Here is a 26997-nt window from a genome sequence, read left to right as displayed (position 1 = left end):
GCATGGCGCATCATGTCCGCACCGATTACGGCGACAGCGATCCGCTGTTTCCGTCGAAGGCCGCAGTCTTCTGGTATGCCGTGCTGATCGCAGGCCTGATCGCCGCGCCTTACCTGCTGGAATCCTATTATCTCAGCCAGCTCGTCTTCATCATGATCTACGCCATCGTCGGGGTAGCGCTGAACATCCTCTCGGGCCAGGCCGGGCAGGTCTCGATCGGCCACGCCGCCTTCCTCGCGATCGGTGCCTATTTCACCGCCGTTGCGCAGAAGCATGGCGTTCCGCTGGTGCTTTATCTGCCGCTCGCCGGCGTCTTCACCGGAATCGCCGGCTATCTCGTCGGCCTGCCGGCGCTGCGCCTGCACGGAATCTATCTCGCCATCGCGACGCTCGCCTTCGCTTTCATCGTCGAGGAGATCATCGCGCGGTGGGAGAGCGTCACCAACGGCAACGAGGGCCTGATGCTGCAGCCGCCGTCCCTCTTCGGACTGAAGCTCGGCACGGAAGGCTTCTACTACCTCTGCCTGCTCGTCACGGTGCTGGTGATCCTCGCCGCCATCAACATCATCCGCTCCTCGACCGGGCGCGCGTTCATGGCGATCCGGGACTCCGAGACCGCCGCGCGCAGCATGGGCATCGACACCGCGCGCTACAAGACCACCGCCTTCGCGCTGTCCGCCGGCATCACCGGAATCGCGGGCGCGCTCTATGCGCACAAGATGTCGTTCATCTCGCCCGAGATGTTCAGTCTGTCGGTGTCGATCGACTTCGTCATGATCATCATCATCGGCGGGCTGGTCAGTCTCAGGGGCGCGGTGTTCGGCGCGATCTTCATGATCATGGCCGATCCGCTGCTCATCATCCTCAAGGACAAGCTGCCGCTGTGGACCGACATGGTGACGCACGGCCTGTACCTGCCCGACGCCGCGACCCAGGCCGTCCAGGCCGGCGTGCTGCGCGTGGTCAACGCGCCGGGCCTGAAGTCGCTGATCTTCGGCATCATCATCATCGTCTTCATCATCCACGAGCCGCTGGGCCTCGACGGCCGCTGGCAGCGCGTGAAGGCTTATTTCAAACAGTTCCCGCTGGCGCGGCAACGCAGCGCCCGTCCGCCCCGCATGTTCCTGAAGTCCGAGCGCCGATGACCTTCTTCGACGTCAAGAACCTGACGGTGAAGTTCGGCGGCCTCACGGCCGTGGACAACGTCTCGTTCGGAATCAACGAGGGCGAGGTCTTCACCATCATCGGCCCGAACGGCGCGGGCAAGACCACGCTGTTCAATCTCATCAGCCGGCTCTACACGCCGAGCGCGGGCCAGATCATCTTCCGCGACGAGGACGTCACGCGGCTCTCGGCCCAGCAGATCGCCGGGCGCGGCATCGCGCGCACGTTCCAGAACATCGAGCTGTTCGAGAGCGCCTCGACCCTGCAGAACCTTCTGGTCGGGCGCCACCGGCATTCGACCACGCGCGCCTGGCAGGACATCCTGCGCACCGGGAAGGTCCGCGCCGAGGAGGTCGCGCACCGGCGCGCCGCCGAGGAGGTGATGGACGTATTGCGGCTGCAGAGATACCGCGACACCACGATCGGCAATCTGCCCTATGGCGTCCGCAAGGTGATCGAGGTGGCCCGCGCGCTGTGCGTCGGTCCGACGCTGCTGCTGCTCGACGAGCCTTCGTCCGGGCTCAACGTCGAGGAAACCAATGCCATGGCGGAATGGATCCTGGAGATCAACCGCCGCCTGCGCGTCACGGTCCTGATGGTCGAGCACGACATGTCGCTGGTCAGCCGGGTGTCCGACCGCGTGCTCGCGCTGAACTACGGGAAGATGATGGCGCTCGGAACCGCCGCCGAGGTGCAGGGCCATCCCGACGTCATCGCGGCCTATCTCGGGGCATGACGATGGGCAGCACGCAACCGATCCTCCGACTGGCCAATGTCGAAAGCACCTACGGTCCGATCACCGCGATCCGCGGCATCAGCCTCGATCTCATGCAGGGACAGATCGTCACCGTGCTCGGCGCCAACGGCGCCGGCAAGACCAGCATCCTCAAGACCATCTCCGGCGTGCTCGATCCCGTGAAGGGGACGGTCGAGTTCGAGGGCCGGAAGATCCGCGCGATGGAGCCGGACAAGGTCGTGCGGCTCGGCATCAGCCATGTGCCGGAAGGACGCGAGGTGTTTCCGTTCCTCTCCGTTCGCGACAATCTGCGGATGGGTGCCTACATCCGCAACGACAGCAAGAACGTCTCCGACGACCTGGAGAAGGTGTTCGACTATTTTCCGGTGTTGCGCGAACGGCAGAACCAGATCGCGGGGCAGTTGTCCGGCGGCCAGCAGCAGATGCTGGCGATCAGCCGCGCCTTGATGAGCCGTCCCAAGGTGCTGCTGCTGGACGAGCCGTCCCTCGGGCTCTCGCCGCTGCTGGTGAAGGAGATCTTCACGATCATCCGCCGCCTCAACGCCGAGGAGGGCGTCTCGATCCTGCTGGTCGAGCAGAATGCGAAGATGGCGCTGGAGACGGCGCATTATGGCTATGTGCTGGAGGTCGGCCGCGTGGTGATGCACGATACCTGCGCCAACCTGCTGCAGTCCGATCAGGTGCGCGAATTCTATCTGGGTATGCACAGCGAAGGTGGTCATGGGCGGCGCTGAACCCGAGGCCCTGTCGGCACGTCTTGCGGCGGCGCTCGCGGCCCATGGCGGCGCAACGGTGATGCGCTCGAAGCGCTATGGGCTCTGGCAGCCGCTCAGCGGGACCGAGACGGCGGCACGCATTGCCGCGATCGCGCGCGGCTTGCGCGCCTCCGGCCTGCGGGACAAGGACGTCGCGGCCGTCTGCGGCGACACCTGCGCGGATTGGGTGCTGGCCGATCTCGGCATCATGGCGGCCGGCGGCGTCTCGGCGGGTCTCGACGCCGATGCCGACAGCGACGAGCTGGCGCGTCTCGTCGATCTCTTCGGCGTCTCCATTCTCTTCGTCGCCGGGGACGCGCATCTGCACAGGGCGCTCGGCATTCGCGGCCGCTGCCCGGGACTGCGGTTGATCGTCGTCATGCACGACCAATGGGACGATGGCGCGCGCGTGGATCATGTGATGACCCTGGCGGAGCTGCAGGCGCGCGGTGGGGACGCCGAACCCGTTGCCGTACCCGCCGACGCGGCGATCGCGGCGATCGTGATGACGTCGGGCGTCACCGCGCCGGCGCGCGGCGCTTTGCTGACCCAGGCCGCGCTTGGCCGGCAGGCCGCGCGCGCGGCCCGCGAGTTGCAGCTCGGCCCCAGCGACGAGCGCCTGTCGCTGACGCCGCTGCATCACGTGATGGAACGCGTCGTCGGCGTCTACGCCTCGCTGCTGGCAGGCTGCATCCTCAATTTCCCCGAAAGCCGTGAGACCGCGCTCGCCGATCTCCGCGAATTGCAGCCGACCGTCGTGCAGGCGCCGCCGCGCTTGTGGGGGAAGCTGAAATCCGGAGTCGAGCTGGCCGCGGCGGAGGCGACGGCGTTCCAGCGCCGCATGATCGGGCTCGCCCTGAAGCCCGGGAGCGACGGGCCGAATCCGCTTCTGGATGCGTTGGTCCTGGCGCCGCTCCGCAGCCGTATCGGCCTGTCGCGTGCTCGGCTCTGCGTCACCACCGGCGCACCGTCGCGCGCCGATGTCGGAGCCTGGTTCGCGGCGATCCGGCGGCCTTTGACCGATGCCTATGGCCATGCCGAGTCGGGCGGGGCCGTCACGCTCGCGGTGCATCGCGGCGCGTTCAGAACACTCGACGGCGTGACCCTGGAGACGCTCGCGTCCGGCGAGATCCGGCTGCGGTCCGATACACTCTTCGTCGGTTATGCCGGCGAGGGCACGAACGCGGTCCGGGACGGCTGGTGGCACAGCGGCGATGTCGTCCATGCGGGCGCGGCCGGGCAGGCCAATCCCGCCGGCCGGCTCGCGGATCTCCTCGATCGCAGCGGCGGCGCCGCCTCGCTCGCGAGCGAAGCCGATCTCGTGACATCGCCCTATGTCGCCGATGCCTTCCTGCATCGTGACGCGCGCGGGCAGGTGATCGCCGCCGTCCTGATGGACCCCGATCCCGTGATCAAGTTCGCGCAGGACAACAGCATCCCGTTCACGCACTTCCTTAGCCTTTGCCGTTCGCAGGACATCCGCGCGCTGATCGGCCGGGTGATCGCGGAGACCAACACGCGCGCACCCGTCAGGATCGACGACTTCACCCTGATCGAGCGCTCGCTCGGTCCCGGTGATCCCGAACTCAGCGCGATGCTCGTCCTGCGCCGCCGGCTGCTGTGCCGGGAAGATCGTTCCGTCGAAGAAGGCGCCATTTCACAGAGCGCATAACCAGAAGCCCCAGGGAGGATTATCAGCCATGACGTCACGTTTCCTTTTGTCAGCCGCGATCGTCGCGCTTACGGGACTGGCGGCGCAGCCCGCGCTCGCACAGTTCAAGACGCAGGGCGTCACCGACACGGAGATCGTGATCGGCACGCACATGGATCTCTCCGGACCGATCAAGTCGTGGGGTGTTCCGGCTTCGCAAGGCATGAAGCTCGCGGTCGAGCAGATCAACGCCGCGGGCGGCATCAACGGCCGCAAGATCAAGCTGATCCTCGAGGACGACAGCTACGATCCGAAGAAGGCGGTGCTGCAGACGCAGAAGCTGATCGAGCTCGACAAGGCCTTCTCGATCGTATCGGCGATGGGCTCGGCGACCACGCTGGCGCCGATGCCGCTGGTGCAGGGCGCCGGGTTGACGCATCTGTTCCCGATCACCGCCGCCGAATTCACCTTCAAGATGGACCCGGCCAAGCCCGAGGACAGGCTGAAGTTCAACATGTTCAGCCCGTACTACGACACCATGCGGCTCGGCATCAAATACGTGATTGAGCACAACGGCATCAAGAAGCCCTGCATCGTCTATCAGGACGACGAGATGGGGAAGAACTTCACCGACGCCTATTCAGACCAGCTCAAGGACCTGAAGGTGCCGGAGGCAACGCGCGTGTCGTTCAAGCGCGGTGCGACCGACTTCAATTCGCAGGTCGCGCGCATGAAGGCTGACGGCTGCGATCTCGTCGCGCTGGGCTCTGTGGTCCGCGAATCCGTCGGCATCGTCACGGCCGCCAAGAAGCTCGGCTGGACGCCGCTGTTCGTGGTGTCGTCGCCGAGCTACGTGCCGGACCTGCATGAACTCGGCAAGGACGCCGCAGAGGGCATTTTCGGTGTCGGCCAGACCGAGATCTTTTATCCGGATACCGCGACCGGCAAGGTGAAGGAATTCATCGAGGCCTACCGCAAGATGTTCGGCGTCGATCCCAACCTGCAATCGACCTCGGGCTATGACGGCGCCATGGCGTTCGCGTTCTATGCAGGCCTCGCCGGCAAGAACCTGACCACGGATTCGCTGATTGCCGCGATGGAATCGGGCAAGGTCTTCGATGACATCTTCGGCGGCGCGCCGGTGTCGTTCTCCAAGGACAACCATCTCGGCGTCTCCGCGGCGACCATCGGCCAGATCAAGAACGGCCGCTGGGTCACGATCGCGAAGAATCAGTCCTACAAGACCGAGAAGTAGTCGATGACGACGGCGATGCCTGATGGAAGACGTCAGGCATCGCCGCCGGCGCCTGCATGACTTCTTGTGCCCGGCTCTGCGAAGCACGTTGCGCCGCATCGCGTCCGGGATACGAGAAGCGCGGGACGTGGAAAAGGCGCGGTCAGCGGCCGCGCCTTTGCCATTGCTGCATTGTTCGCCTTCGCGCGGGCCCGTGAGGCCTTAGAACTGATACCTCCGCAAGCCGCCATCCACCGGGATCACCGTCCCCGTGATGTAGCGCGCCACCGGTGAGGCCAGGAACACCGCGAGCGCCGCGAGGTCCTCCGGCTCGCCCCAATACCCCACTGGAATTTCTTCCTCCGCGAAACGCTCGCGATAATCCGGCGGATAGTTGCGGCGGATCTGCTCGCTCATGATGCGGCCGGGCGGGATGCAGTTGATGGTGATGCCGTGCTCGCCGATCTCGCGGGACAGGCCCTTGGCCCAGGCATGCACTGCGGCCTTCGCCGCGAACGCCGCGTTGAGCCCTTCCGGCTCGGACTTGCCGGTGATGTTGACGATGCGGCCCCATTTGCGCTCGATCATCTGCGGCAGCAGCGCGTGCGCGATGCGGCGGTAGCTGGTGAAGTTCAGCGCGATCGCCTCGTCCCATTTGCTGTCGGGCGCATCGACGGGCAGGGGACGGCTGCCGCCGGCATTGTTGATGAGAATGTCGACATGGCCGAGTTCCCCGAGCGCGAAGGCGGCGATCTTCTCGGCCGCGTCCTTGGCCATGACGTCCTGCTCGAGCGGTGTGATCAGCCCGCCGCCGACCTCCTTGACCAGTTCGGCGAGCAGATCGGTGCGCCGGGCCACGCCCACCACGCGGACGCCTTCGGCGGCCAGGCCCTTTGCGATGGCGCGGCCGATGCCGATGCTCGCTCCCGTGACGACTGCGGTTTTCGATTTGAGCCCGAGGTCCATGTTCACACGCTCTCTTGTTCGCTTTTCGCGTTTTGGCGTTCATTTCCTGATGTGTCCCGGGTGCGGCGATTTGCCCGACCGGGAGGAGCAGTGGTAACCAAGGGGCCTCGCGAAGGAAATACGAAAAAGAAAAGGCTTGAACGATGGTATGGGATCCGCAGCAATATCTGAAATTCTCGGGCCACCGCCTCCGGCCCGCCATCGACCTGCTGATGCGGATTCCGGATTTCGCGCCGCGCGCGATTGCCGATCTCGGGGCAGGGGCTGGCAATGTCACGAAACTGATCAAGGAGCGTTGGCCGGGCGCCGTCGTCACCGGCGTCGAGGGCTCGGCCGAGATGGTGGCCGCCGGCCGGAAGGCCGCGCCCGACGTGGAATGGTCGCATGAGGATCTCGGCCACTGGCGTCCCGCGAAGCAGTATGATCTGGTCTATTCCAATGCCGCACTGCACTGGTTGCCCAATCATGCGGCACTCTTCCCCTCGGTGATGGAGAAGGTCGTGCCCGGCGGCATGCTCGCGGTGCAGATGCCGCGCAACTTCACCGCTCCCTCGCATGTCCTGATCGGCGAGACCGCGCTGAACGGACCCTGGCGGGCCAAGGTCGAACACCTCGTCACCCCGCCGCCGGTCGAGGGACCGGCCTTCTATCATGACGTGCTCGCGCCGCTCTCGGAGAACATCGATATTTGGGAGACCGAATATCTCCAGGTCCTCGAAGGCGACAATCCCGTGAAGGAATGGACCAAGGGCACCTGGCTGACGCGCTACCTCGACGTGTTGCAGGGCGAAGAGAAGGCGGCCTTCGAAGCGGCCTATGGCGAGCGGGTGGCAAAGGCCTATCCGAAGAATGGAGCGGGGCAGACGCTGTTCCCGTTCCGGCGTCTTTTCATGGTCGCCCAGCGCAAGGGGTAATCGCGCGGCGCCGATGCCGACATGCGCTCGCCCCACAAAGCTGGGCGGGCGCCTGTCGGTCAATACAACACTCGTCAAGACGGTCTGACTGCGTCAAATTGGGCTTAGGTCTAGTTGTTCGTGTGGCCGATTGCTGCCACTACTGAAGCCGGAAAACAAAAAAGAACCCGGTTTCCGAGGTTGTTGGGGAGGTCCTTCATGCGCAAACTGCTTCTTGCGGTCGCCGCGGCCGCGCTTGCTCTGGCTCCGGCCATGGTGCAGGCCCAGAGCCCGATCGTCATCAAGTTCAGTCATGTCGTCGCCAACGACACGCCGAAGGGCAAGGGTGCGCTGAAGTTCAAGGAACTGGCTGAGAAGTACACCGACGGCAAGGTCAAGATCGAGGTCTATCCGAATTCCTCGCTCTACAAGGACAAGGAAGAGATCGAGGCGCTGCAGCTCGGTTCGGTGCAGATGCTGGCACCATCCACCGCGAAGTTCGCTCCGCTCGGCGTGAAGGAGTTCGAGGCGCTCGATCTGCCCTGGCTGTTCAAGGACGACGCGACCTATTCCAACGCGATGAAGGGAACGGTCGGAAAGTGGCTGTTCCAGAAGCTCGAAGCCAAGGGCATCACCGGGCTCGCTTATTGGGACAACGGTTTCCACATGGTCTCCGCCAGCCGCCCGCTGATCAAGCCGGAAGACTTCAAGGGCCTGAAATTCCGTATCTCCGGATCGAAGATCGCCGACCAGTATTTCCGTATCCTCGGCGCGATCCCGCAGATCATGGCGTTCTCCGAAGTCTACCAGGCGCTGCAGACCGGCGTGGTCGACGGCTGCGAGAACACCGCGTCCAACTACCTGACCCAGAAATTCTACGAAGTGCAGAAGGACATCACCGTGTCCTATCACGCGCATCTGCAATATGCCGTCATCGTCAACTCGAAGTTCTGGTCCGGCCTGCCGCCGGACATCCGCACGCAACTCGAAAAGGCGATGGCGGATGCGACCGAATACACCAACCAGATCGCGCATCAGGAAAACGAGGACGCGCTGGCCGAGATCAAGAAATCGGGCCGGGCGACGCTGCACTACCTGACCGACGCTGACCGCAAGGCATGGCAGGATGCGATGCGGCCGACTTATACATGGGCAAAGGGCCGGGTCGGGCAGGAAGTGCTCGATCTGGTCGCCAAGGAACTCGACGTCAAGATGAACTGACGCGTTTTCCGGGAGAGCAATACGAACGGTCGGGAGTGTGCGCACTTCCGGCCGTTTCGCATCGATAGGGGGACTTTGATTTGCTTCGCGTGCTCAATCAGGCGCTCAATCATCTCGAAGAGTGGTTGATCGCGACGCTCATCGCGGCTGCAACCGGCCTGATCTTCATCGCCGTCGTGCACCGCTACGGCGCGGGCGAATCGATCGTCTTCGCGAGATGGGCCAGCGCGCACGGACTGACCTGGCTTGCCGCCCTGGCGCAGGGCCTGTTCACCTTCCTGTCGGAGCTCGACCTGTCCTGGGCGCAGGAACTCTGCATCTACATGTTCATCTGGATGGCGAAGTTCGGCGCGGCCTATGGCGTGCGCACCGGCATCCATGTCGGCGTCGATCTCCTTGTCAACCGGCTGCCCGAGCATTCGCGCAAGCACGTGATCCTGTTCTCGCTGCTGTGCGGCGCGTTGTTCACCGGCATGATCGCCGCTTTCGGCGCCTCCTTCGTGCGCGAGATGTTCCACACCGGCCAGCAGTCGAACGACCTCGAAGCGCCGATGTGGTTCGTCTATCTGGCGATCCCGCTCGGCTCGGGCCTGATGTGTTTCCGCTTCCTGCAGGTCTCGTGGTCCTATTACTGGACCGGCAACCTGCCGCATCACGACGAAGCCCACGTCGATGGCGTGGAAGCCGATGTCTCGCCCGCGCTGCATCCGCAACCCGCGGGCGCCGCCACCCGCGCCGCCGCACGGAAGGTCTCGCCGCTGGGCGTGATCCTGATCATGGCGCCGATCCTGATCTTTGCGCTGTGCCTTGCCGAGAAGACCGGAATCATCCTGCTGCCGCACTGGATGCGCGCCGTCACGGTGTTCGCGCTGCTGATCGCGCTCATGCTGACCGGCATCCCTGTCTCGATCGCGCTCGGTCTCACCGTGATGACGTTCCTGTTCACGCTGACCACGGTGCCGATCGAGGCGGTCTCGATGAAGCTCTTCACGGGCATCGAGGGCTTCGAGATCATGGCGATCCCGTTCTTCATCCTCGCCGGCAATTTCCTCACCCACGGCGGCGTCGCGCGACGGATGATCAACTTCGCGACGTCGCTGATCGGCCACTGGCATGGCGGACTGGGCCTTGCCGGCATCGTCGCCTGCGCGATGTTCGCGCTGGTCTGCGGTTCGAGCGTGGCGACTGTCGCCGCGATCGGCGCGATCGTGCTGCCCGAAATGGTTCGGCACGGCTATCCCATGCGTTTCGGCGCCGGGATCATCACTGTTGCGGGCTCGCTCGGTATCCTGATGCTGCCGTCGATCCCCAAGATCGTCTACGCGGTCTCGACCAACACCTCGATCGGGGCGCTGTTCGTCGCCGGCCTGCTGCCCGGCATCCTGCTGACGACCATGCTCTGCATCGTCACCTGGTGGCTCGCGCGCAAGCGCGACTATCCGCGGCTGCCGAAGGCGAGCTGGGGCGACACGGTCCGGACCTTCCGCGAGAGCATCTGGGGCTTGATGCTGGTCGTCATCATCATCGGCGGCATCTACAGCGGCCTGTTCACCGCAACCGAAGCGGCGGCAATGGCTGCAGTCTACTCCTTCGTCATCGCCGTGTTCGTCTACAAGGCGATCAAGTTCTCTGAGGTGCCGCGGGTGCTGCTGCGCGCCGCCAACACCAGCGCGATGCTGCTCTACATCGTCACCAACGCGGTGCTGTTCTCCTTCGTGCTCTCCAACGAAAACCTGCCGGCGACGCTCGCCGACTGGATCGCAGCGCAGAATCTCGGCTGGGTCGGCTTCCTGCTCGTGGTCAACGTGCTGCTGCTGCTCGCCGGCAACTTCATGGAGCCGAACTCGATCATCCTGATCATGGCGCCGATCCTGGCGCCGGCGGCCAAGAAGCTCGGCATCGACCTCGTGCATTTCGGCATCGTGATGGATGTCAACATGGAGGTCGGCCTCTGCCATCCGCCTGTCGGCTTGAACCTCTATGTCGCGTCCATGATCGCGCGCATGCGGATCACGGATCTGGCAGGGGCCGTGATGCCGTGGCTGCTCACCATGCTCGGCTTCCTCGTCATCGTGACCTATTGGCCCGATTTGACGCTGTGGCTGCCGCGCGTGCTCGGCATGCACTGAGTTGCCGCACCCTCTCCCCTGTGGGGGAGGGTGGCCTCGCGGTCGCAAAGCCGGGCGAGCGGGCATCTTTCCCCGAGCGCCTCTCACGACTGAGTTTGCGCAGCGATACCGCTGATCCGGCGCTTCGCGTCAGCCCCTCCGGCGAGCGGAGAAGGGAAATACATTTCTGCTGCCTCCACTGGCGATGGCAATCGCCCATGAGATGCGATTAGATGCCGCCCGACAGGCCGGGAGGACAGACATGACCGAGGCATCCAGCTTAGAGCCGAAGGACGCAACGCCATCCGTCATCGCGCAGCAGGCGGCGATGTTGAGCGCGCTGCCATTTTCCGACACGCGGGATTTCGACGACGCCGCGCGCGGCTTTCTCGGCACGATCGAGAACGCGGAGATCACCAGCCCGCAAGGACGGACGGTCTGGAGCCTGAAGCCGTATGGCTTCCTGTCCGCCGAGCAGGCACCGCCGACCGTCAATCCGAGCCTGTGGCGGCAGTCGCGCCTCAACATGCAGCATGGCCTGTTCGAGGTCGTGCCCGGTGTCTACCAGGTGCGGGGTCTCGACATCGCCAACATGACGCTGATCGAGGGTGATACCGGCGTCATCGTCGTCGACACGCTGACCTCGATCGAAGGCGCCCGCGCCGCGCTCGACCTCTACTACAGCCATCGCGGCACGAAGCCGGTCGCAGCCGTCATCTTCACCCACACCCACACCGATCACTGGGGCGGCGCGCGTGGCGTGCTGGAGGAGGACGCGCTCGCCACCGGCCGCGTGCCGATCGTCGCGCCGAACCTGTTCATGGAGCACGCGGTCTCCGAGAACATCATCGCCGGCCCCGCGATGCTGCGCCGTGCGCAATATCAGTTCGGCCCGTTCCTCGCCAAAGGTGTGCGCGGGCAGGTCGATTGCGGCCTCGGCAAGTCGATGGCGGCGGGCAGCGTCGCGCTGCTGCGCCCGACCGACCTGATCATGGCGACCGGGGACCGGCGCGTGATCGACGGTGTCGAATTCGAATTCCAGATGGCGCCGAACAGCGAAGCCCCCGCGGAGATGCATTTCTTCATCCCGCGCTACAAGCTGCTGAACCTCGCCGAGAATTGCACGCACAATTTCCACAATCTGCTGCCGTTCCGTGGCGCGGATGTGCGCGACGCGCTGGCCTGGTCGAAATATCTCAACGAGGCCTTGCGGCTGTGGGACGGCAAGGCGGAGGCGATGTGCGGCCAGCATCACTGGCCGGTGTGGGGGCGCGAGCGGATCGGCACCATGATCCGGCAGCAGCGCGACCTCTATAAATTCGCGCATGATCAGACCATCCGGCTGATGAACCACGGGCTGACGGCCGCGGAGATCGCCGAGACGATCCAATTGCCGAAGAGTCTCGAGGGCGCCTGGCACGGCCGCGGCTATTACGGCCACATCCGCCACAATGTGAAGGCGATCTATCAGAAATATCTCGGCTGGTACGACGCCAATCCGGTCAATCTCGATCCGCTGCCGCCGGTGGAGTCGGGCAAGAAGTATGTCGAGTATATGGGCGGCGCCGACGCGATCCTGGCGCGCGCGCGGACCGATTTTGCCAAGGGCGAATTCCGGTTCGTCGCGCAGGCGCTCGGACATCTCGTCTTTGCCGAGCCGGACAACGCGGCGGCGCGTGCGTTGCTCGCCGACACGCTGGAGCAACTCGGTTATGCCGCCGAAAGCTCGACCTGGCGCAACGCCTATCTGTTCGGCGCCCAGGAGTTGCGGCAGGGCATGCCCAAGACCCCGGCGCGCCCGCCGATGCCGCGCGAGACGCTGGCGGCGCTGCGCACCGAGCAGCTCTGGGACGTGCTCGGCGTCCGCCTCAACGGCCCGAAGGCCGAGGGCAAGCACATCGTGCTGAACTGGAGCTTTTCCGATACGGGCGAGACCTTCGTGCTCAATCTGGAGAACTGCGCGCTCACCTACACCGAGGGCGTGCAGGCGGGCGGGGCCGATGCCAGTTTCACGCTGGCGCGCGCCACGCTCGATGAGGTGATTGCGAAGCTGACGAGCTTTCCCGAGGCGGTGGCGGCCGGCAAGATCAAGCTCGCGGGCAATCCGATGCGGCTCGCCGAGCTGATGGGGCTGATGGACGAATTCCCGCGCATGTTCGAGATCGTCGAGCCTAAGCGCGCGGTGGTGACGTAGCGCACCATCGCCTTCTCGTCATTGCGAGCGTAGCGAAGAAATCCAGAATCCCTCCGCGGAGAGACGCTGGACTGCTTCGCTGCGCTCGCGATGAAGTCTTGATGGGGTGGGGCGGGATGCCAACGGCCGGGCGCCTTGAACAGGCTGCGCCCGGCCATCGCTCTTGGAAGAACTCGCCCGCTACTCCGCGCTGCTCACCAGCTTGATGCGCGGCGACTGGGTTTCGGTCAGGCCGCGATAGGCCGCCAGATAATCCAGCGCCATTCGCCGCGCGGTGAAGCGCGTTTCGAACTGCTTGCGGATGGCGGTGCGATCCAGCTGTGCAAGACGATTGACGACACCGGCCGCGCTGATCACGTCCTCGACCACGAAGCCGGTGAGGCCTTCATCGATGATCTCCGGTACCGAGCCTCGGTTGAAGGCGACGACCGGCGTTCCGCAGGCCATCGCTTCGATCATCACGAGGCCGAACGGTTCCGGCCAGTCGATCGGCAGCAGCAGGCCGAGCGCGCCACTCAGGAAATCCGACTTCTCGTGATCGCTGATCTCGCCGATGAAGTCGACCAGCGGATTGTTCTCGATCATCGGACGGATCAGCTCGTCATAGTAATCCTGGTCGGCGCGATCGACCTTGGCTGCGATCTTCAGCGGTATGCCGCAATGGGTCGCGATCTTGATCGCGCGATCGACACCCTTTTCCGGGGCGATGCGGCCGAGCACGGCGAGATATTCCTGCTTGGCCGGCTTCGGGGTCAGCAGGTTCTCCGGCAGGCCGTGGTGAATCGTCGTCACCCAGTTGGCCTGCGGCACCGGCCGCCGCTGCGCATTCGAGATCGAGATCACCGGGATCTTGGAGAAGGTGTTGAACACCGGCTGATGCTCGGGCAGATCGAGCCGGCCGTGCAGCGTGGTCACGAACGGGGTCGGCTGACGGTAGAACAGCGACCACGGATAATAGTCGAGATGGAAGTGGAGGAAGTCGAACTCCTCGTCGTCGCATTTCCGCCGGACGCGCTCCAGCATCACCATGTGCAGTGCATTGGGATCGCGCACGGAACCGTCGAGGCGAAGCGCTCTCGGCCAGAGCGCATCCAGTTTTGCCGACGTCTGCGAGTCGCCGCTTGCGAACAGCGTCACGTCGTGTCCCAGGGCAACCAGCTCCTCCGTCAACCAATGCACCACCCGCTCGGTGCCGCCATAAAGCTTGGGTGGAACAGCCTCCGTCAACGGAGCTACCTGCGCGATGCGCATCTCACCATCTCCTTTGCGATCATGATCGTTGAAACCCCCAGCGTGTGCGGCACCGGCAATGCCAGCCAAGGGAACGTTCCCGCAGTTGCGAAGTTCCTCTCACCAATCGTTACTTATTCGACACGTCACGCGCTCTGTCTCGATGCTGCCATCACATCTTCTCAGAACGTCCGCATCCGCATGACGTGATGGCTGCGCCCGGGAACCGAGGCGAACTGATCGATGTTCAGTCGGTCAGCAACAAAACTGGAAACATCACGACGGGGTTGCAGTCATATGGATCAGCTTTCCGGATACGCGCGCAGGCCATTTGCCTTTGTCTTGCGCTATCTTAAGCGGCGTCTTGCGTCGCATTTGGTGATCCTGACCGCAGTCGTGGCAGCCGTTGCCTGCTCGGTGGGCACGCAGTACGGCGTCAAATCCCTCGTCGACAGTTTGTCAGCGGGAACATCGCATGGTGGGAATGTATGGCTGGCATTCATTTTTCTCATGTCGCTCATCGCCGCTGACAATTTCCTGTGGCGCATCGCGAGTTGGACAGCGAGCTTCACCTTCGTCCGTGTCACCGGCGATCTGCGGCGTGACATTTTTCGTCATCTGACAGGGCACGCGCCGAGTTACTTCTCGGACCGTATGCCGGGCATGCTCACCAGCCGCATTACCGCCACATCCAACGCCGTCTTCACGGTCGAGAACATGTTCGTCTGGAATGTGTTGCCGCCGTGCATCGCCACAGTTGCGGCCATCGCACTGATTGGAACCGTGAGCCCCTATATGGCACTCGGTTTGATCGTGATCGCGGGCGGCATGGTGATCGCGATGTTCCACCTGGCCGCTGCCGGCAAGCCGCTGCATGACGATTTTGCGGACAAGGCGGCCGTGGTCGACGGCGAAATGATCGACGTGATCAGCAACATGCCGTTGGTCCGCGCCTTTTGCGGCATCGGTCACGAGCACGAGCGTTTCGATGCCACCGTCAATCGGGAACTCACCGCGCGTGGCCGAAGCCTCCGATACCTGGAGAAGCTCAGGCTCACTCACGCCGGCGTGACTGTCGTCCTGACCGTCGCGCTGATGGCCTGGGCCATCACCCTTTGGCAGCAGGGCGAGGCGACCACCGGCGACGTCGTGCTGGTCTGCACGCTCGGCCTGTCGATCCTGAATGCCACGCGCGATCTCGCCGTGGCCTTGGTCGACGTTACCCAGCATGTCGCGCGGCTGACCGAAGCCATCGCCACGCTACTGGTGCCGCACGAACTGCGCGACCATCCCGAGGCGGAGCCGCTGGTCAAGAGCGGCGCGGCGATCGCCTACAACAACGTGACGTTCGGCTATCCCGGCAGCGAGAAGATCTTCGAGCGGTTCAGCCTGCGCCTGCAGCCCGGCCAGCGCGTCGGCCTGGTCGGACAGTCCGGCGGCGGCAAGTCGACATTGTTCACGCTGCTCCAGCGCTTCTACGATGTCGACGAGGGCAGCGTGACCGTGGACGGACAGGACGTCGCGATGGTCACGCAGCAGAGCCTGCGCGAGGCCATCTCCGTGGTCCCGCAGGACATCTCGCTATTCCATCGCTCGATCCGCGAGAACATCCGCTACGGCCGGCCGAATGCGACGGACGATGAAGTGCTGCGCGCGGCGATCGCGGCGCGCTGCGATTTCGTGGAGAGCCTGCCCGACGGCCTCGACACCATGGTCGGCGACCGCGGCGTGAAGATGTCGGGCGGCCAGCGTCAGCGCATCGCGATCGCGCGCGCCTTCCTGAAGGACGCGCCGATCCTGCTGCTGGACGAAGCCACTGCCGCGCTCGACAGCGAATCCGAGGAAGCGATCCGCGAGGCGCTGACGCGCCTGATGCGCGGACGTACCGTGATCGCGATCGCGCACCGTCTGGCGACGCTGCGCAATTTCGACCGCGTGGTGGTCCTGAGGGCCGGCAAGATCATCGAGGACGGGGCGCCGGACCGGTTGATGCAGACCCACGGGCCGTATCGCGAGCTCGTGACGCAGGAAATGAGCCGGCTCGCGAAGTTCGCGGCATAAACTCAACGTTCGCGTTTGCGTTGGTTGCGTGTCGACACAAGGCGCAGGGGAGCAGCTCATGGCAGCCGAAGCCGTAACCCAGATCATTTCCGTGTCCCAGACAGTGGAAGCGGTCGCGGAACAGTCGTTCTACATTCCGATGACGGGCCCCGCCGCGCGGCCGCGGCGTTCGCTCAAGCACGACGACACCTTCATCGTGCTCGACAGCCATGGCGACATCGGCGCCTCGGCGGGCGGGCCGGACGGCCTGTTCCATCACGACACCCGCTATCTTGCCCGGCTCGAGCTCGTGCTCGACGATCTGCAGCCGCTGCTGCTGGGCTCGAATTTGCGTGACGACAATTCGGCGCTGACGGTCGATCTTACCAATCCCGACATCTATCGTCAGGGGCGGATCGTGCTGCAGAAGGATCTGCTGCACATCGTACGCACCATCTTCCTGTGGCGCGGCACGGCCTATCAGCGCATCGGCGTCCAGAACCATGGCGAACAGCGGGCCAGCTTCGAGCTGACGCTGCTGTTCGACAACGATTTCGCCGACCTGTTCGAGGTTCGCGGCGAGCGGCGCCCGCGCCGCGGTATCGGCGCGAGCCGGCTGCTGGGGCCGACCGACGTGCTGTTCGAGTATCGCGGGCTTGACGACACCGAGCGCACCACGGGCCTGCACCTCGACCCGCGACCGTCCCGGCTCTCGGTGAATGCGGCGACATGGGAGCTCGAACTGGAGCCGCACGAATCGAAGTCGCTGTTCGTGGCAGTGTCCTGCAACCGGCCGCTGACGCAGAAGCCCGCGCGGTTCTTCGCCAGTCTGCTGGCGCATCGCCGTGAGATGCGCCAGTCGACGATGGGTGCCGCCAGCGTCGAAACCTCCAACAACATCTTCAACGAGGTGCTGTGCCAGGCCATGGCCGACCTCAACATGCTGATGACCGAGACGCCGCAGGGGCGCTATCCCTACGCCGGCATTCCCTGGTACTCGACCACGTTCGGCCGCGACGGCCTGATCACCGCGCTGCAGATGCTGTGGATCGACCCGCGGGTCGCGAAGGGCGTGCTGCGGCGGCTGGCGTACTTCCAGGCCACCTCAGTCGATCCGCTCGCCGACGCCGCACCCGGCAAGATCCTGCACGAGATGCGCGGCGGCGAGATGGCCGCGCTGCGCGAGGTGCCGTTCGCACAGTATTACGGCAGCGTCGATTCGACCGCGCTGTTCGTGCTGCTGGCCGGACGCTATTTCGAGCGCACCGGCGACGAGAAGACCCTGACCGAGCTGTGGCCCGCGATCGAGGCGGGGCTCGCTTGGATCGACGGGCCCGGCGATCCCGACCAGGACGGCTTCGTCGAATACCAGCGCGCCACCGAAAAGGGGCTAGCCAACCAGGGCTGGAAGGATTCCTACGACGCGATCTTCCATGCCGACGGCCGGCTCGCGGAAGGCAACATCGCGCTGGCCGAAGTGCAGGGCTATGTCTTCGCCGCGAAGCATCTCGCCGCGCGCTGCGCGCAGCGGCTCGGCAAGCTCGACCGCATGAAGAAGCTCGAAGCCGAGGCGCAGGCGCTGGCGGAGCGCTTCGAGAACGCGTTCTGGTGCGAGGAGCTCGGCACCTACGCGCTCGCGCTCGACGGCAAGAAGAGGCCATGCAAGGTGCGGACGTCGAATGCCGGGCAGGTTCTCTTCAGCGGCATGGTCCGGGAAGACCGCGCCCGGCAAGTCGCCGCCGACCTGATGCGGCCGCATTTCTTTTCCGGCTGGGGCATCCGTACGGTCGCGCAGAGCGAGGTACGCTACAATCCGATGTCCTATCATGATGGCTCGATCTGGCCGCACGACAATGCGCTGATCGCGCTCGGGCTCGCGCATTACGGGCTGAAGCATGCGGTGGCGCATGTGTTCAAAGGGCTGTTCGACGCCGCGACCTACATGGATCTGCGCCGTTTGCCCGAATTGTTCTGCGGCTTCCGGCGCGAGAAGCGGCGCGGTCCGACGCTCTATCCCGTCGCCTGTGCGCCGCAGGCCTGGGCCAGTGCGACGCCGTTCACGCTGCTGGAGGCGGCGCTCGGGATCGAGTTCGATGTCGCGCGCAGCGAAATCCGGCTGCGCAATCCGCATCTGCCGGCGTTCCTGAACGAGGTCATCCTGCGCGACCTGCATCTGGGTGATTCCAGCGTCGATCTACGGGTCAGCCGCCACGGCGACGACGTTGCGCTGGAGGTGCTGCGCACGCGGGGCCGTATTCAGGTGTCGATCGTGCTGGCGCGCTAGCGGCGCGCAAGGAGGGTGCATGCGTTCCGTTGGGTTGTTGATCCTGGCTATGGCTATCGTCGCGGGCTTGACGAATGCTGGCTCGCGCGCCGCGGATGATCAGCCTGCGCCCCAGAGCGAGGTGAATGTGCCGGCGCCGCCGCCGGCCTCGACCGTGACGGTCACGCCGAAAGACGCCGCGCCGCCGCCGTCGGTGACCATCATCGGCGCAAGCGACGTCCACGGCGTGCTGGGCCGTGATGTCCGCAGCGCCGCGGACGAGGACATGGGCCACATCGTCGACGTTCTCGTTGACCGTGATGGTCATGTTCGCGCCGCCGTCATCGATTTCGGCGGCTTCCTCGGTGTCGGCAGCCGCAAGATCGTCGTGGACTGGAACGCGTTGCGCTTCGGCAAGATCGCCAACAAGAAGGACAGCATCACCCTGGAACTGACCAAAGCGCAGGTTGCGGCCGCACCGGAGTACAAGGAGGAAACGCCGATCGTCGTTCTCGGTGCGTCGGGCAGCTTGCAGCCGCTACAAGCAGTTCAGTGAGGCGCGAGGAGGGCTGGGCGCCTGTGTTGTTGTCGAAAAAGCCGAATCGTGCAGTCGACGATCGCGGTGGCCGCGTTGAACAGGACGACGTTGCCGGCGCGCCGACGGCTGCGGCCATTCCGGCGCCGTCGCGCCAGAGCCTGCGCGGTCTCGACTGGTTCATCTTCTTCCTCGCCGACGTCCAGACCGGATTTGGCCCGTTCATCTCGGTCTATCTGACGACGCAAAAATGGACCCAGGTCGAGATCGGCCTCGTGCTCTCGATCGGGGGGATCGTCGCCCTGATCGGCCAGATGCCGGGTGGAGCGATCATCGACGCCGCCAAATCCGAGCGGCTGGTCGCGGGGCTTGCGATCGTGACCATCGGCTGCTGCGCGCTCGCCTACGCGGCGATGCCGATCTTCCCCGTCGTGGTGGTCGCTGCGACCCTGCATGCGGCGGCGAGTTGCGTGCTCGGACCGGCGATCGCCGCGATCAGCCTCGGTCTCGTCGGTCCATTCGCGATCGGCGAGCGGCTCGGCCGTAACGCCCGTTTCGCGTCCCTCGGCAACGGCGTTGCCGCCGCGGTGATGGGCACCGCCGGCTATCTGCTGTCGAGCCGCTCGGTATTCCTGGTCACTTTCCTGCTCGCGATTCCGACGCTCATCGCGCTGTCGCGGATCCGCGAGCATGAGGTCGACATCGCGCGTTGCCACGGCGAGATGCCGCGCGAGTCGAGGGATCGCGGCGACACCAACATATGGCATCTGATCCGGCAGCGACCGCTCGTGATCTTCGCGCTCAGCGTGCTGTTCCTCCAGCTTGCCAACGCGGCGATGCTGCCGCTGATGGCAAGCGCGGTGACGGCGCGGTCGAGCCAGTGGGCCACGGTCCTCGTCGCCGCCTGCATCATCGTTCCGCAGGCGATCGTGGCGCTGCTGTCCCCGCTGGTCGGGCGCAAGGCCCAGACCTGGGGCCGGCGGCCTCTGCTGTTGATCGGGTTCGCCGCTCTGACGATTCGCGGCCTGCTATTCGCGACGGTGCGAGATCCCTACGCGCTCGTGCTGGTGCAGGCGTTCGACGGTCTCACCGCGGCCGTGTTCGCGGTGATGATCCCGCTGATCGTGGCCGATGTCGCCTTCGGCAGCGGTCATTTCAACCTGGCACAGGGCATCGTCGGCACCGCGACCGGCATCGGCGCATCGCTGAGCACGGCGCTTGGTGGCTATGTCAGCGACAAGTTCGGCAACGCCACCGCCTTCATCGGGCTGTCATGCGTCGCCGCAACCGGGCTCCTGCTGATCCTGCTGGTGATGCCGGAAACCCGGCGCACGCAAATGGTCGCGACAAGGGAATTGGCCGGCTGAACGCATCCAGCCGGCCAAATGGGGAGAAGAAGAAAGTCAGGCGTCTAGATTGTGCAGCCGCTGACGGTTGCGCAGGACGATCTGGCGGGCGCCGGAGAAGCCGAGGATGCCCTGGGCGTGAAGCTGCGACAGCGCGCGCGACACGGTCTCGAGCGTGAGGCCGAGATAGTCGCCGATGTCGCGGCGGCACATCGGCAGCGCCATCATGCCGGCGACGGCGAGGCGGCGGTCCATTTCGAGCAGGAACGTCGCGACGCGCTCCATCGCGGTCTTGCGGCCGAGCAGCAGCATGTGGTCCTCGGCATGGCGCAACTCGGAGGCCGTCATGACCCAGAGCTTGCGGGCGACCTGCACGTCGGCGCCGGCGGCCTTTTCGAGGCTCGCGCGCTTCACCAGGCGCACTGTGGTGTCGATGATGGCTTCGGCGGCGAGGCGGTGGGTCGGGCCGGATTCGAGCCCGAACACGTCGCCGGGCAGATGGAAGGCGCCGATCTGGCGGCGGCCGTCGGAGAGGAGCTTGTAGCTGCGCACCGCCCCGGTGACGACCTGGTAGACGTATTCCGACGGTTCGTCCTCGCCGTAGATCTCCTCGTCCTTGCGGTAGGAGAACTCCGTGGCGACGAGGCCGACATGGCCGGTGATCGCGCCGAACTGGTCGGAGACAGGCTGGGCAGGGGCAGCCCTGCTGCCGCCGATCTGGGTCTTGATCGCCTGGGTGTTGAGCGTCTGGGTCAGCATCTGCGCCATCTCCGTTGTGATGACGACGTGCTACGCGGTATCGGGAGGCGGGGAAATTTCGAGCGATATCTTAAGGAGGTCTACCTACGTAGAATCCCGTAGGTCAGTTGCCGCGCCGGCCCTGGATGGCGTGGCGGATGCGCTTGACCAGGTTTTCGTCGAGAAGCGGCTTCAGGATCACGTCCCTGACGCCTGCCGCGGCGGCCCGGGCCGAGATGTTCCCATCCGGATAGCCTGTGATGAGGATCACCGGTGTTTCGCTGTCGGACTGGCGCAGCCGGCCGGCGAGCTCGATGCCGTTGATGTCGGGCATCTTGTAGTCGATCACATAGCAATCCGCGCCGGGCGTGCCGCTCGCATTGAGGAGCGCCGTCGCGTTCCTGAAGGTCCGCACGGCAAAGCCGTCGGTTTCCAGCAGGAACCGCAGGGAGCCAAGCACGGCGGCGTCATCGTCGACCACGTAGACCATGGGTGTCGCGAACGACGCGGGCCGCTGGTGGTGCGAACCGATCTCGATCATCCCGCTTGGCTAGCACAGCCGAAACCGACGATCTTGACTTGGCTCAATACGGTTTGGCTCAATCCAACCCGGTTCAATCCGGCTTGGCTCGATCCGTGCCGGTTCAATCCTTGAGCATCCCGGCGCGCATCGCCAGTCGTACCAGTTCCGACAGGCTGTTGGCCTGCATCTTGGTCATCACATTGGCCCGGTAGACCTCGATGGTGCGCGGGCTGATGTCGTATTCGCGGGCGATCAGCTTGTTGGAGAGGCCCGCGATCAGGCCCTCCATGACCTGGCGCTCGCGCGGGCTCAGGGATGCGACGCGGGCGGCGACGTCCTGCGCGATGGCCTCGTTCTTGGCCGCCGGCTCGGCCTGGCGGATCGCGGATTCGATCATGGTGGTGAGGCGATCGTCTTCGAACGGCTTCTCCAGGAAATCGACGGCGCCGAGCTTCATCGCCTCGACCGCGAGCGGCACGTCGCCATGGCCGGTCATGATCAGGATCGGGAAAGGGCTGTGCTGCGCCTTCATGCGCTTCAGGAGCTCGATCCCGTCGAGGCCGGGCATCCGCACGTCGGAGACGACGCAGCCGAAGGCAAGGCCAGGCAGCGTATCGAGGAAGCCTTGCGCGCTGTCGAACAGCGTGACGTCGAAGCCGGAAGAATCCAGCAGGAAGTTCAGCGAGTCCCGCATCGCCTCATCGTCGTCGATGACATAGACATGGCCCTTGGTCGTCATGATCAGTTCTCGTCGGCTGCGGGCAGGGTGAAGCGGAATGTCGCGCCGCCCGATGCGTTGCTCTCGGCCGTCATGCGGCCGCCGTGAGCTTCGATGATCGAGCGGCTGATCGACAGTCCCACGCCCATGCCGGTTTCCTTGGTCGTGAAGAAGGTCTGGAACAGGTTTGGAATGACGTCGTCCTGGAAGCCGGAGCCGGTGTCGGACACCGTCACCTCGATCATGTCGTCGGCCGCGAGGCGATTGGTGACGACCAGTTCGCGTCGTGGCGACTGCGCCATCGCTTCCAGCGCATTGCGGAACAGATTGACGAGGACCTGCTGGATCTGCACCCGGTCGGCGAGCACGAGATCGGCGCCCGGATCGAGATTGAAGCGCAGCTGCACGTTCTGCTCGCGCGCGCCGGCAAGCCCGAGCGCGCCGGCCTCCTCGATCAGCTTGGACAGGCTCTCGACCCGCTTCTCCGATTCGCCGCGGGAGACGAAGTCGCGGAGCCGGCGAATGATCTGTCCGGCGCGAAGCGCCTGTTCGGCAGCACGGTCCAGCGCGTTCTCGATCTTCGGCGTGTTCGGATCGCTGCTGCCGGCAAGCAGCCGCCGCGATCCCTTCATGTAGTTGCTGATCGCCGCGAGCGGCTGGTTGAGCTCGTGGGCGAGGGCGGAGGCCATCTCGCCCATCGCGGTCAGCCGCGAGACGTGGACGAGTTCGGACTGCAATTCCTGGAGCCGGGCCTGGGTCTGCTGGTGCTCGGTGAGGTCGCGGACGAATCCCGTGAAATAGGGCTCGCCGCCCGACTGCATCTCGCCGATCGACAGGTGCATCGGAAAGGTCGTTCCGTCGCGGCGCCTGCCGGTGACGATGCGGCCGATGCCGATGATGTGCGGATCGTGCGTCGTGCGATAGCGTGCGATGTAGCCGTCATGGCGCGAGCGGTCGGGCTCCGGCATCAGGAGGTTGACATTCTGGCCGATCGCTTCGTGCTCGGGCCAGCCGAACAGGCGTTCGGCGGCCGTGCTGAAGAGCTGGATGGTGCCTTGGCCGTCGATGACGATCATGGCGTCGGGAATGGTCTGGAGGATCGAGCGCAGGTGGCTCTCGCGGGTGCGCAGGGCTTCCTCGACCTGCTTTTCCTCGTCGATATCGAGGAAGATGCCGCTCAGATGGTTCGCATTGCCGGAATCGTCCCGAATCAATCCGGCGCGGGCGCGGATCCATTTGCCCCGCCCGGACGTGCGGGACACCCGGAACGAGACGTCGAAGCCGCCGCTGCGGTCGGTCACGCGCTTGATGTCGTGCTCGACCCGTTCGCGGTCGCCAGGCTCAAGACGTCCCAGGAAGAGATCGAAGGTGACCTTCTGCTCGCGGCTGAAGCCGAACAGCTCCTTCGCCGCGTCGGACCACTCCAATTCCCACGTCCGAAGGTCGAGATCCCAGGTGCCGACGCCGAATCCCTCGATCCGGACCCGGAAATGCTCGCCGCGACCGTCGTCTTGCGGATGGGTCACGTAGGTCGGCGGCACGTCAACACTCCAATCGCTTTGGCGGCGGTCCGGTCTCCGCCACCACAACGGCAATTTCGCCCAAGGCTCGGCCGGAGGCAAGTTCGGCCGGCTGATTCCATTGGCGGATTTCCCGCGGACGGATGCCCGGCGGTTTGATCTATCTCATCCCGCCCGGCGATTGCGTAGCTAGATTCCGCGACAGTTCATAGCCGTGGGGAGTCCCGATGACATACGCGACCGTGATGGTCAGCCTGGCGCTCGACCAGTCCAACGAGGCGCGTCTTCAGGTCGCGGGCGAACTCGCCGACCGCTTCGAGGCGGCCATCGTCGGGGTCGCCGCAGCCCAGTTCGCGCCGCCGCTCTATTTCACCGACGGCACCGAAGCCCAGGGTCTGATCGATCAGGGCGAAGCCTCCGTGAAGCGGCGGCTTGCCGATCTGGAGGCGCAATTCCACGCGGTGACGAGATCGCGCGGCGGGCGCGCGGAGTGGCGCAGCGCGCTGGATTTTCCGGCGCGGTTCGTGCCGGCTCAGGCGCGATGCGCCGACATCGTCGTCAGCGGCGGCCATAGCCCGGCTTTCTCCGATGCCTTCGCGCTGGCGAGCCCCAGGGATCTCGTGATGCAGGTCGGCCGGCCGCTCCTGGTCGTCCCGGACAAGGTGAACTGGCTCGATCTGCGTAGCGTGCTCGTGGCGTGGAAGGATACGCCGGAGGCGCGGCGGGCCGTGGCCGACGCGGTGCCGATGCTGCGCAAGGCGAGGAATGTCACCATCGTCGAGATTCCCGAGCGCGACGACGACGATTCTGCCGTGACGTCGCGCGTCGCGGACGTGGCGGCCTGGCTCACCCGTCACGGCGTCGTCGCCACCGCACGCACCGCGGAGGGCGTCCGGAGCGAAACCGCCGCGGAGCAATTGGAGAGGACTGCCGGGAATGTCGGGGCCGGTCTGATCGTCGCGGGCGCCTACGGTCACTCGCGGTTTCGCGAGCTGATCCTGGGCGGCGTCACCCAATATCTGGTCACTCAATCGGCTCGTTGCGTGCTGCTGTCGCGCTGACGGCCGGACGAAGACCCATCGATGAGGATGCGCCGTGTACAAATTCCTTGAGCAAACCGTCGACGGCTACATGACGCGCAACGTCAGGACGGTCAATCGCGACCTCGACCTGCTCGAGCTCAGCGCCATGTTCGAGCGTGACGATTTCAACAGCTATCCGGTCGAGGACGACGGACAGATCGTCGGCATCGTCACCAAGTTCGACATCCTCAAGTGCTTCGCCTTCACGCCGAGCCAGATGCTGCCGCGTTATCACGACCTGATGAGCCGCAAGATCGGCGATGTCATGACGCCGGAGTTCATCTATGTCAGTCCCGATACGCGGTTGACCCGCGTTCTCCAGATCATGGTCGAGCACCGGATCCGGAGCATCATCGTCCTCGACGGCGCACAGAAGCTGGTCGGCATCGTCGCGCGCGAGGACGTCATCGCCGCACTGAAGGCGACCGCGAACGACTGACGATCGCCCCGCAAATGGTGGGATAAAGGCATCCGTGGTTTCACGGAAGCGATGCATCGCCGTGCGTGCGGGGCCGGCACAAGCGATTGATATCGCTTTCCGATCGACCCGCGTTCCAGATTAACAGAAATCCATCTGTCTTGATTTCAATCAATTCCCCGCGAGGGTGAATGTGGTTTCTGGCCTCGTGTTCTTTCAGAGAGAATCCGCATGAGCCAGCCCTCCATCTCCAAATCCATGACCATCGGTGAAAGCGGCCTGGCTGTCGTGTTCGCAATCACCGCCTTCCTCTGTGTGATCGCCTCGGCCAAGGCGCTCGACGCACCTTTCGCCTTCCACGCCGCGCTCAGCGCGGCGGCGAGCCTGGCTGCGGTGTTCTGCATCCTCAACCGTTATTTCGACCGTCCCGCGGCGCTGCCGCCGGCAGAGATCAATGGCCGCCCCAATTACAACATGGGACCGATCAAGTTCTCCTCCTTCATGGCGATGTTCTGGGGCATCGCCGGTTTCCTCGTCGGCCTCATCATCGCCTCGCAGCTGGCGTGGCCCGCGCTCAACTTCGATCTGCCCTGGACGAGCTTCGGACGGTTGCGGCCGCTGCACACCTCGGCCGTGATCTTCGCCTTCGGCGGCAACGTGCTGATCGCGACCTCCTTCTACGTGGTGCAGAAGTCCTGCCGCGTGCGCCTCGCCGGCGACCTCGCGCCCTGGTTCGTCGTGCTCGGTTACAACTTCTTCATCCTGGTCGCCGGCACCGGCTATCTGCTCGGCGTCACCCAGTCCAAGGAATACGCCGAGCCGGAATGGTACGCGGACCTGTGGCTGACCATCGTGTGGGTGACGTACCTGCTCGTCTTCCTCGTCACCGTCATCAAGCGCAAGGAACCGCACATCTTCGTCGCCAACTGGTTCTATCTCGCCTTCATCGTGACGATCGCGGTCCTGCATCTCGGCAACAATCCGGCGCTGCCCGTCTCGGTGTTCGGCTCGAAGTCCTACGTCGCCTGGGGCGGCATCCAGGATGCCATGTTCCAGTGGTGGTACGGCCACAACGCGGTCGGCTTCTTCCTCACCGCCGGCTTCCTCGCCATCATGTACTATTTCATCCCCAAGCGCGCGGAACGACCGATCTATTCCTACCGGCTGTCGATCATCCATTTCTGGGCGCTGATCTTCCTCTACATCTGGGCCGGTCCTCACCACCTGCACTACACCGCGCTGCCGGACTGGACGCAGACGCTCGGCATGACCTTCTCGATCATGCTGTGGATGCCCTCCTGGGGCGGCATGATCAACGGCCTGATGACGTTGTCGGGTGCATGGGACAAGCTGCGCACCGACCCCGTGCTGCGCATGCTGGTGGTCTCGGTCGCCTTCTACGGCATGTCGACCTTCGAAGGCCCGATGATGTCGATCAAGGTGGTCAATTCGCTCAGCCACTACACCGACTGGACCATCGGCCATGTGCACTCCGGCGCGCTCGGCTGGGTCGGCTTCGTTTCCTTCGGCGCGCTCTACTGCCTGGTGCCGTGGGCCTGGAATCGCAAGGGCCTCTACAGCCTGAAGCTGGTCAACTGGCACTTCTGGATCGCGACCCTCGGCATCGTCCTCTACATCTCG

22 protein-coding genes and 1 pseudogene are annotated in these 26997 nt (G+C 64.8%); 17 read left to right on the top strand and 6 right to left on the bottom strand.

Annotated features, from left to right (window positions below; all coding sequences use genetic code 11):
- The first annotated feature begins 2 nt into the window (after positions 1 to 2).
- The 5 genes from QM712_RS23085 to QM712_RS23065 are packed head-to-tail and all read left to right on the top strand — an operon-like array spanning position 3 to position 5582.
- Complete coding sequence (locus tag QM712_RS23085; RefSeq protein WP_415025446.1) at positions 3 to 1145, top strand: branched-chain amino acid ABC transporter permease; 1143 nt, start codon at positions 3 to 5, stop codon at positions 1143 to 1145.
- Positions 1142 to 1900, top strand: a complete 759-nt coding sequence (locus QM712_RS23080) for an ABC transporter ATP-binding protein (protein WP_415025445.1) — start codon at positions 1142 to 1144, stop codon at positions 1898 to 1900. The genes QM712_RS23085 and QM712_RS23080 overlap by 4 nt, the downstream gene beginning before the upstream one ends.
- A 2-nt stretch (positions 1901 to 1902) precedes the next feature.
- Complete coding sequence (locus QM712_RS23075; protein ID WP_415025444.1) at positions 1903 to 2655, top strand: ABC transporter ATP-binding protein; 753 nt, start codon at positions 1903 to 1905, stop codon at positions 2653 to 2655.
- The gene (locus QM712_RS23070; protein WP_415025443.1) at positions 2642 to 4348 is read left to right on the top strand and encodes an AMP-binding protein; all 1707 of its coding nucleotides are present in this window, start codon (positions 2642 to 2644) and stop codon (positions 4346 to 4348) included. Before QM712_RS23075 ends, QM712_RS23070 begins: the two co-directional genes overlap by 14 nt.
- A gap of 28 nt (positions 4349 to 4376) precedes the next feature.
- Positions 4377 to 5582: an ABC transporter substrate-binding protein gene (locus QM712_RS23065; protein WP_415025442.1), complete on the top strand. Its 1206-nt coding sequence runs from the start codon at positions 4377 to 4379 to the stop codon at positions 5580 to 5582.
- Positions 5583 to 5783: 201 nt separating this feature from the next.
- Here QM712_RS23065 and QM712_RS23060 read toward each other — a convergent pair whose 3' ends face one another.
- Positions 5784 to 6527 carry an SDR family NAD(P)-dependent oxidoreductase gene (locus QM712_RS23060; RefSeq protein ID WP_415025483.1) on the bottom strand — a complete coding sequence of 248 codons (744 nt, stop codon included), beginning with the start codon at positions 6525 to 6527 and terminating at the stop codon, positions 5784 to 5786.
- Between the two features lie 143 nt (positions 6528 to 6670).
- Here QM712_RS23060 and QM712_RS23055 point away from each other — a divergent pair, with 143 nt between their 5' ends.
- The 5 genes and pseudogenes from QM712_RS23055 to QM712_RS23035 all read left to right on the top strand — a co-directional run bounded on the left by QM712_RS23055 (position 6671) and on the right by QM712_RS23035 (position 12943).
- Positions 6671 to 7441: a methyltransferase domain-containing protein gene (locus tag QM712_RS23055; RefSeq protein ID WP_415025441.1), complete on the top strand. Its 771-nt coding sequence runs from the start codon at positions 6671 to 6673 to the stop codon at positions 7439 to 7441.
- 198 nt (positions 7442 to 7639) lie between these two features.
- Positions 7640 to 8641, top strand: a complete 1002-nt coding sequence (locus tag QM712_RS23050) for a TRAP transporter substrate-binding protein (protein ID WP_415025440.1) — start codon at positions 7640 to 7642, stop codon at positions 8639 to 8641.
- Positions 8642 to 8730: 89 nt separating this feature from the next.
- A pseudogene (locus QM712_RS23045) lies at positions 8731 to 9246 on the top strand (TRAP transporter small permease); the annotation flags it as partial.
- A gap of 240 nt (positions 9247 to 9486) precedes the next feature.
- The gene (locus QM712_RS23040; RefSeq protein ID WP_415025482.1) at positions 9487 to 10770 is read left to right on the top strand and encodes a TRAP transporter large permease; all 1284 of its coding nucleotides are present in this window, start codon (positions 9487 to 9489) and stop codon (positions 10768 to 10770) included.
- A gap of 289 nt (positions 10771 to 11059) precedes the next feature.
- The gene (locus QM712_RS23035) at positions 11060 to 12943 is read left to right on the top strand and encodes an alkyl/aryl-sulfatase (RefSeq protein ID WP_415025481.1); all 1884 of its coding nucleotides are present in this window, start codon (positions 11060 to 11062) and stop codon (positions 12941 to 12943) included.
- Between the two features lie 180 nt (positions 12944 to 13123).
- Here the strand turns inward: QM712_RS23035 and QM712_RS23030 are convergent, their stop codons facing one another.
- Positions 13124 to 14194 carry a glycosyltransferase family 4 protein gene (locus tag QM712_RS23030; protein ID WP_415025439.1) on the bottom strand — a complete coding sequence of 357 codons (1071 nt, stop codon included), beginning with the start codon at positions 14192 to 14194 and terminating at the stop codon, positions 13124 to 13126.
- A gap of 276 nt (positions 14195 to 14470) precedes the next feature.
- Here QM712_RS23030 and QM712_RS23025 point away from each other — a divergent pair, with 276 nt between their 5' ends.
- The 4 genes from QM712_RS23025 to QM712_RS23010 are packed head-to-tail and all read left to right on the top strand — an operon-like array spanning position 14471 to position 20378.
- On the top strand, positions 14471 to 16234 hold the full coding sequence (locus QM712_RS23025) for an ABC transporter ATP-binding protein (RefSeq protein WP_415025438.1): 1764 nt from the start codon (positions 14471 to 14473) through the stop codon (positions 16232 to 16234).
- Positions 16235 to 16292: 58 nt separating this feature from the next.
- Positions 16293 to 18497 (top strand): glycogen debranching N-terminal domain-containing protein, encoded by a 2205-nt coding sequence (locus QM712_RS23020; protein WP_415025437.1) that lies wholly within the window; start codon positions 16293 to 16295, stop codon positions 18495 to 18497.
- A 19-nt stretch (positions 18498 to 18516) separates the two neighbouring features.
- The gene (locus QM712_RS23015; protein WP_415025436.1) at positions 18517 to 19032 is read left to right on the top strand and encodes a PRC-barrel domain-containing protein; all 516 of its coding nucleotides are present in this window, start codon (positions 18517 to 18519) and stop codon (positions 19030 to 19032) included.
- Positions 19033 to 19055: 23 nt separating this feature from the next.
- Complete coding sequence (locus QM712_RS23010; RefSeq protein ID WP_415025435.1) at positions 19056 to 20378, top strand: MFS transporter; 1323 nt, start codon at positions 19056 to 19058, stop codon at positions 20376 to 20378.
- Positions 20379 to 20414: 36 nt separating this feature from the next.
- On the opposite strand, the gene QM712_RS23005 is transcribed toward QM712_RS23010, so the two are convergent.
- The 4 genes from QM712_RS23005 to fixL form a co-directional block, all read right to left on the bottom strand.
- On the bottom strand, positions 20415 to 21116 hold the full coding sequence (locus QM712_RS23005; RefSeq protein WP_415025434.1) for a helix-turn-helix domain-containing protein: 702 nt from the start codon (positions 21114 to 21116) through the stop codon (positions 20415 to 20417).
- Positions 21117 to 21219: 103 nt separating this feature from the next.
- Positions 21220 to 21636, bottom strand: a complete 417-nt coding sequence (locus tag QM712_RS23000; protein WP_415025433.1) for a response regulator — start codon at positions 21634 to 21636, stop codon at positions 21220 to 21222.
- Between the two features lie 103 nt (positions 21637 to 21739).
- Positions 21740 to 22357 carry a response regulator FixJ gene (gene fixJ, locus QM712_RS22995; RefSeq protein WP_415025432.1) on the bottom strand — a complete coding sequence of 206 codons (618 nt, stop codon included), beginning with the start codon at positions 22355 to 22357 and terminating at the stop codon, positions 21740 to 21742.
- Positions 22358 to 22359: 2 nt separating this feature from the next.
- Positions 22360 to 23877 (bottom strand): sensor protein FixL, encoded by a 1518-nt coding sequence (gene fixL / locus QM712_RS22990; protein ID WP_415025431.1) that lies wholly within the window; start codon positions 23875 to 23877, stop codon positions 22360 to 22362.
- A 206-nt stretch (positions 23878 to 24083) separates the two neighbouring features.
- Here fixL and QM712_RS22985 point away from each other — a divergent pair, with 206 nt between their 5' ends.
- The 3 genes from QM712_RS22985 to ccoN all read left to right on the top strand — a co-directional run.
- Positions 24084 to 24917: a universal stress protein gene (locus QM712_RS22985; protein ID WP_415025430.1), complete on the top strand. Its 834-nt coding sequence runs from the start codon at positions 24084 to 24086 to the stop codon at positions 24915 to 24917.
- Positions 24918 to 24951: 34 nt separating this feature from the next.
- Entirely contained in the window at positions 24952 to 25377 is a 426-nt protein-coding gene (locus QM712_RS22980; protein ID WP_415025429.1) for an HPP family protein, read from the top strand.
- 210 nt (positions 25378 to 25587) lie between these two features.
- The coding region (ccoN, locus tag QM712_RS22975; protein WP_415025428.1) for a cytochrome-c oxidase, cbb3-type subunit I at positions 25588 to 26997 on the top strand (1410 nt) is incomplete at its 3' end.

Source organism: Bradyrhizobium sp. (assembly GCF_047605465.1).
In the GTDB taxonomy this organism is placed as follows: domain Bacteria; phylum Pseudomonadota; class Alphaproteobacteria; order Rhizobiales; family Xanthobacteraceae; genus Bradyrhizobium.
The sequence above is the reverse complement of the archived record's forward strand: the minus strand, read 5'-3'. Positions and strand labels throughout refer to the sequence as shown.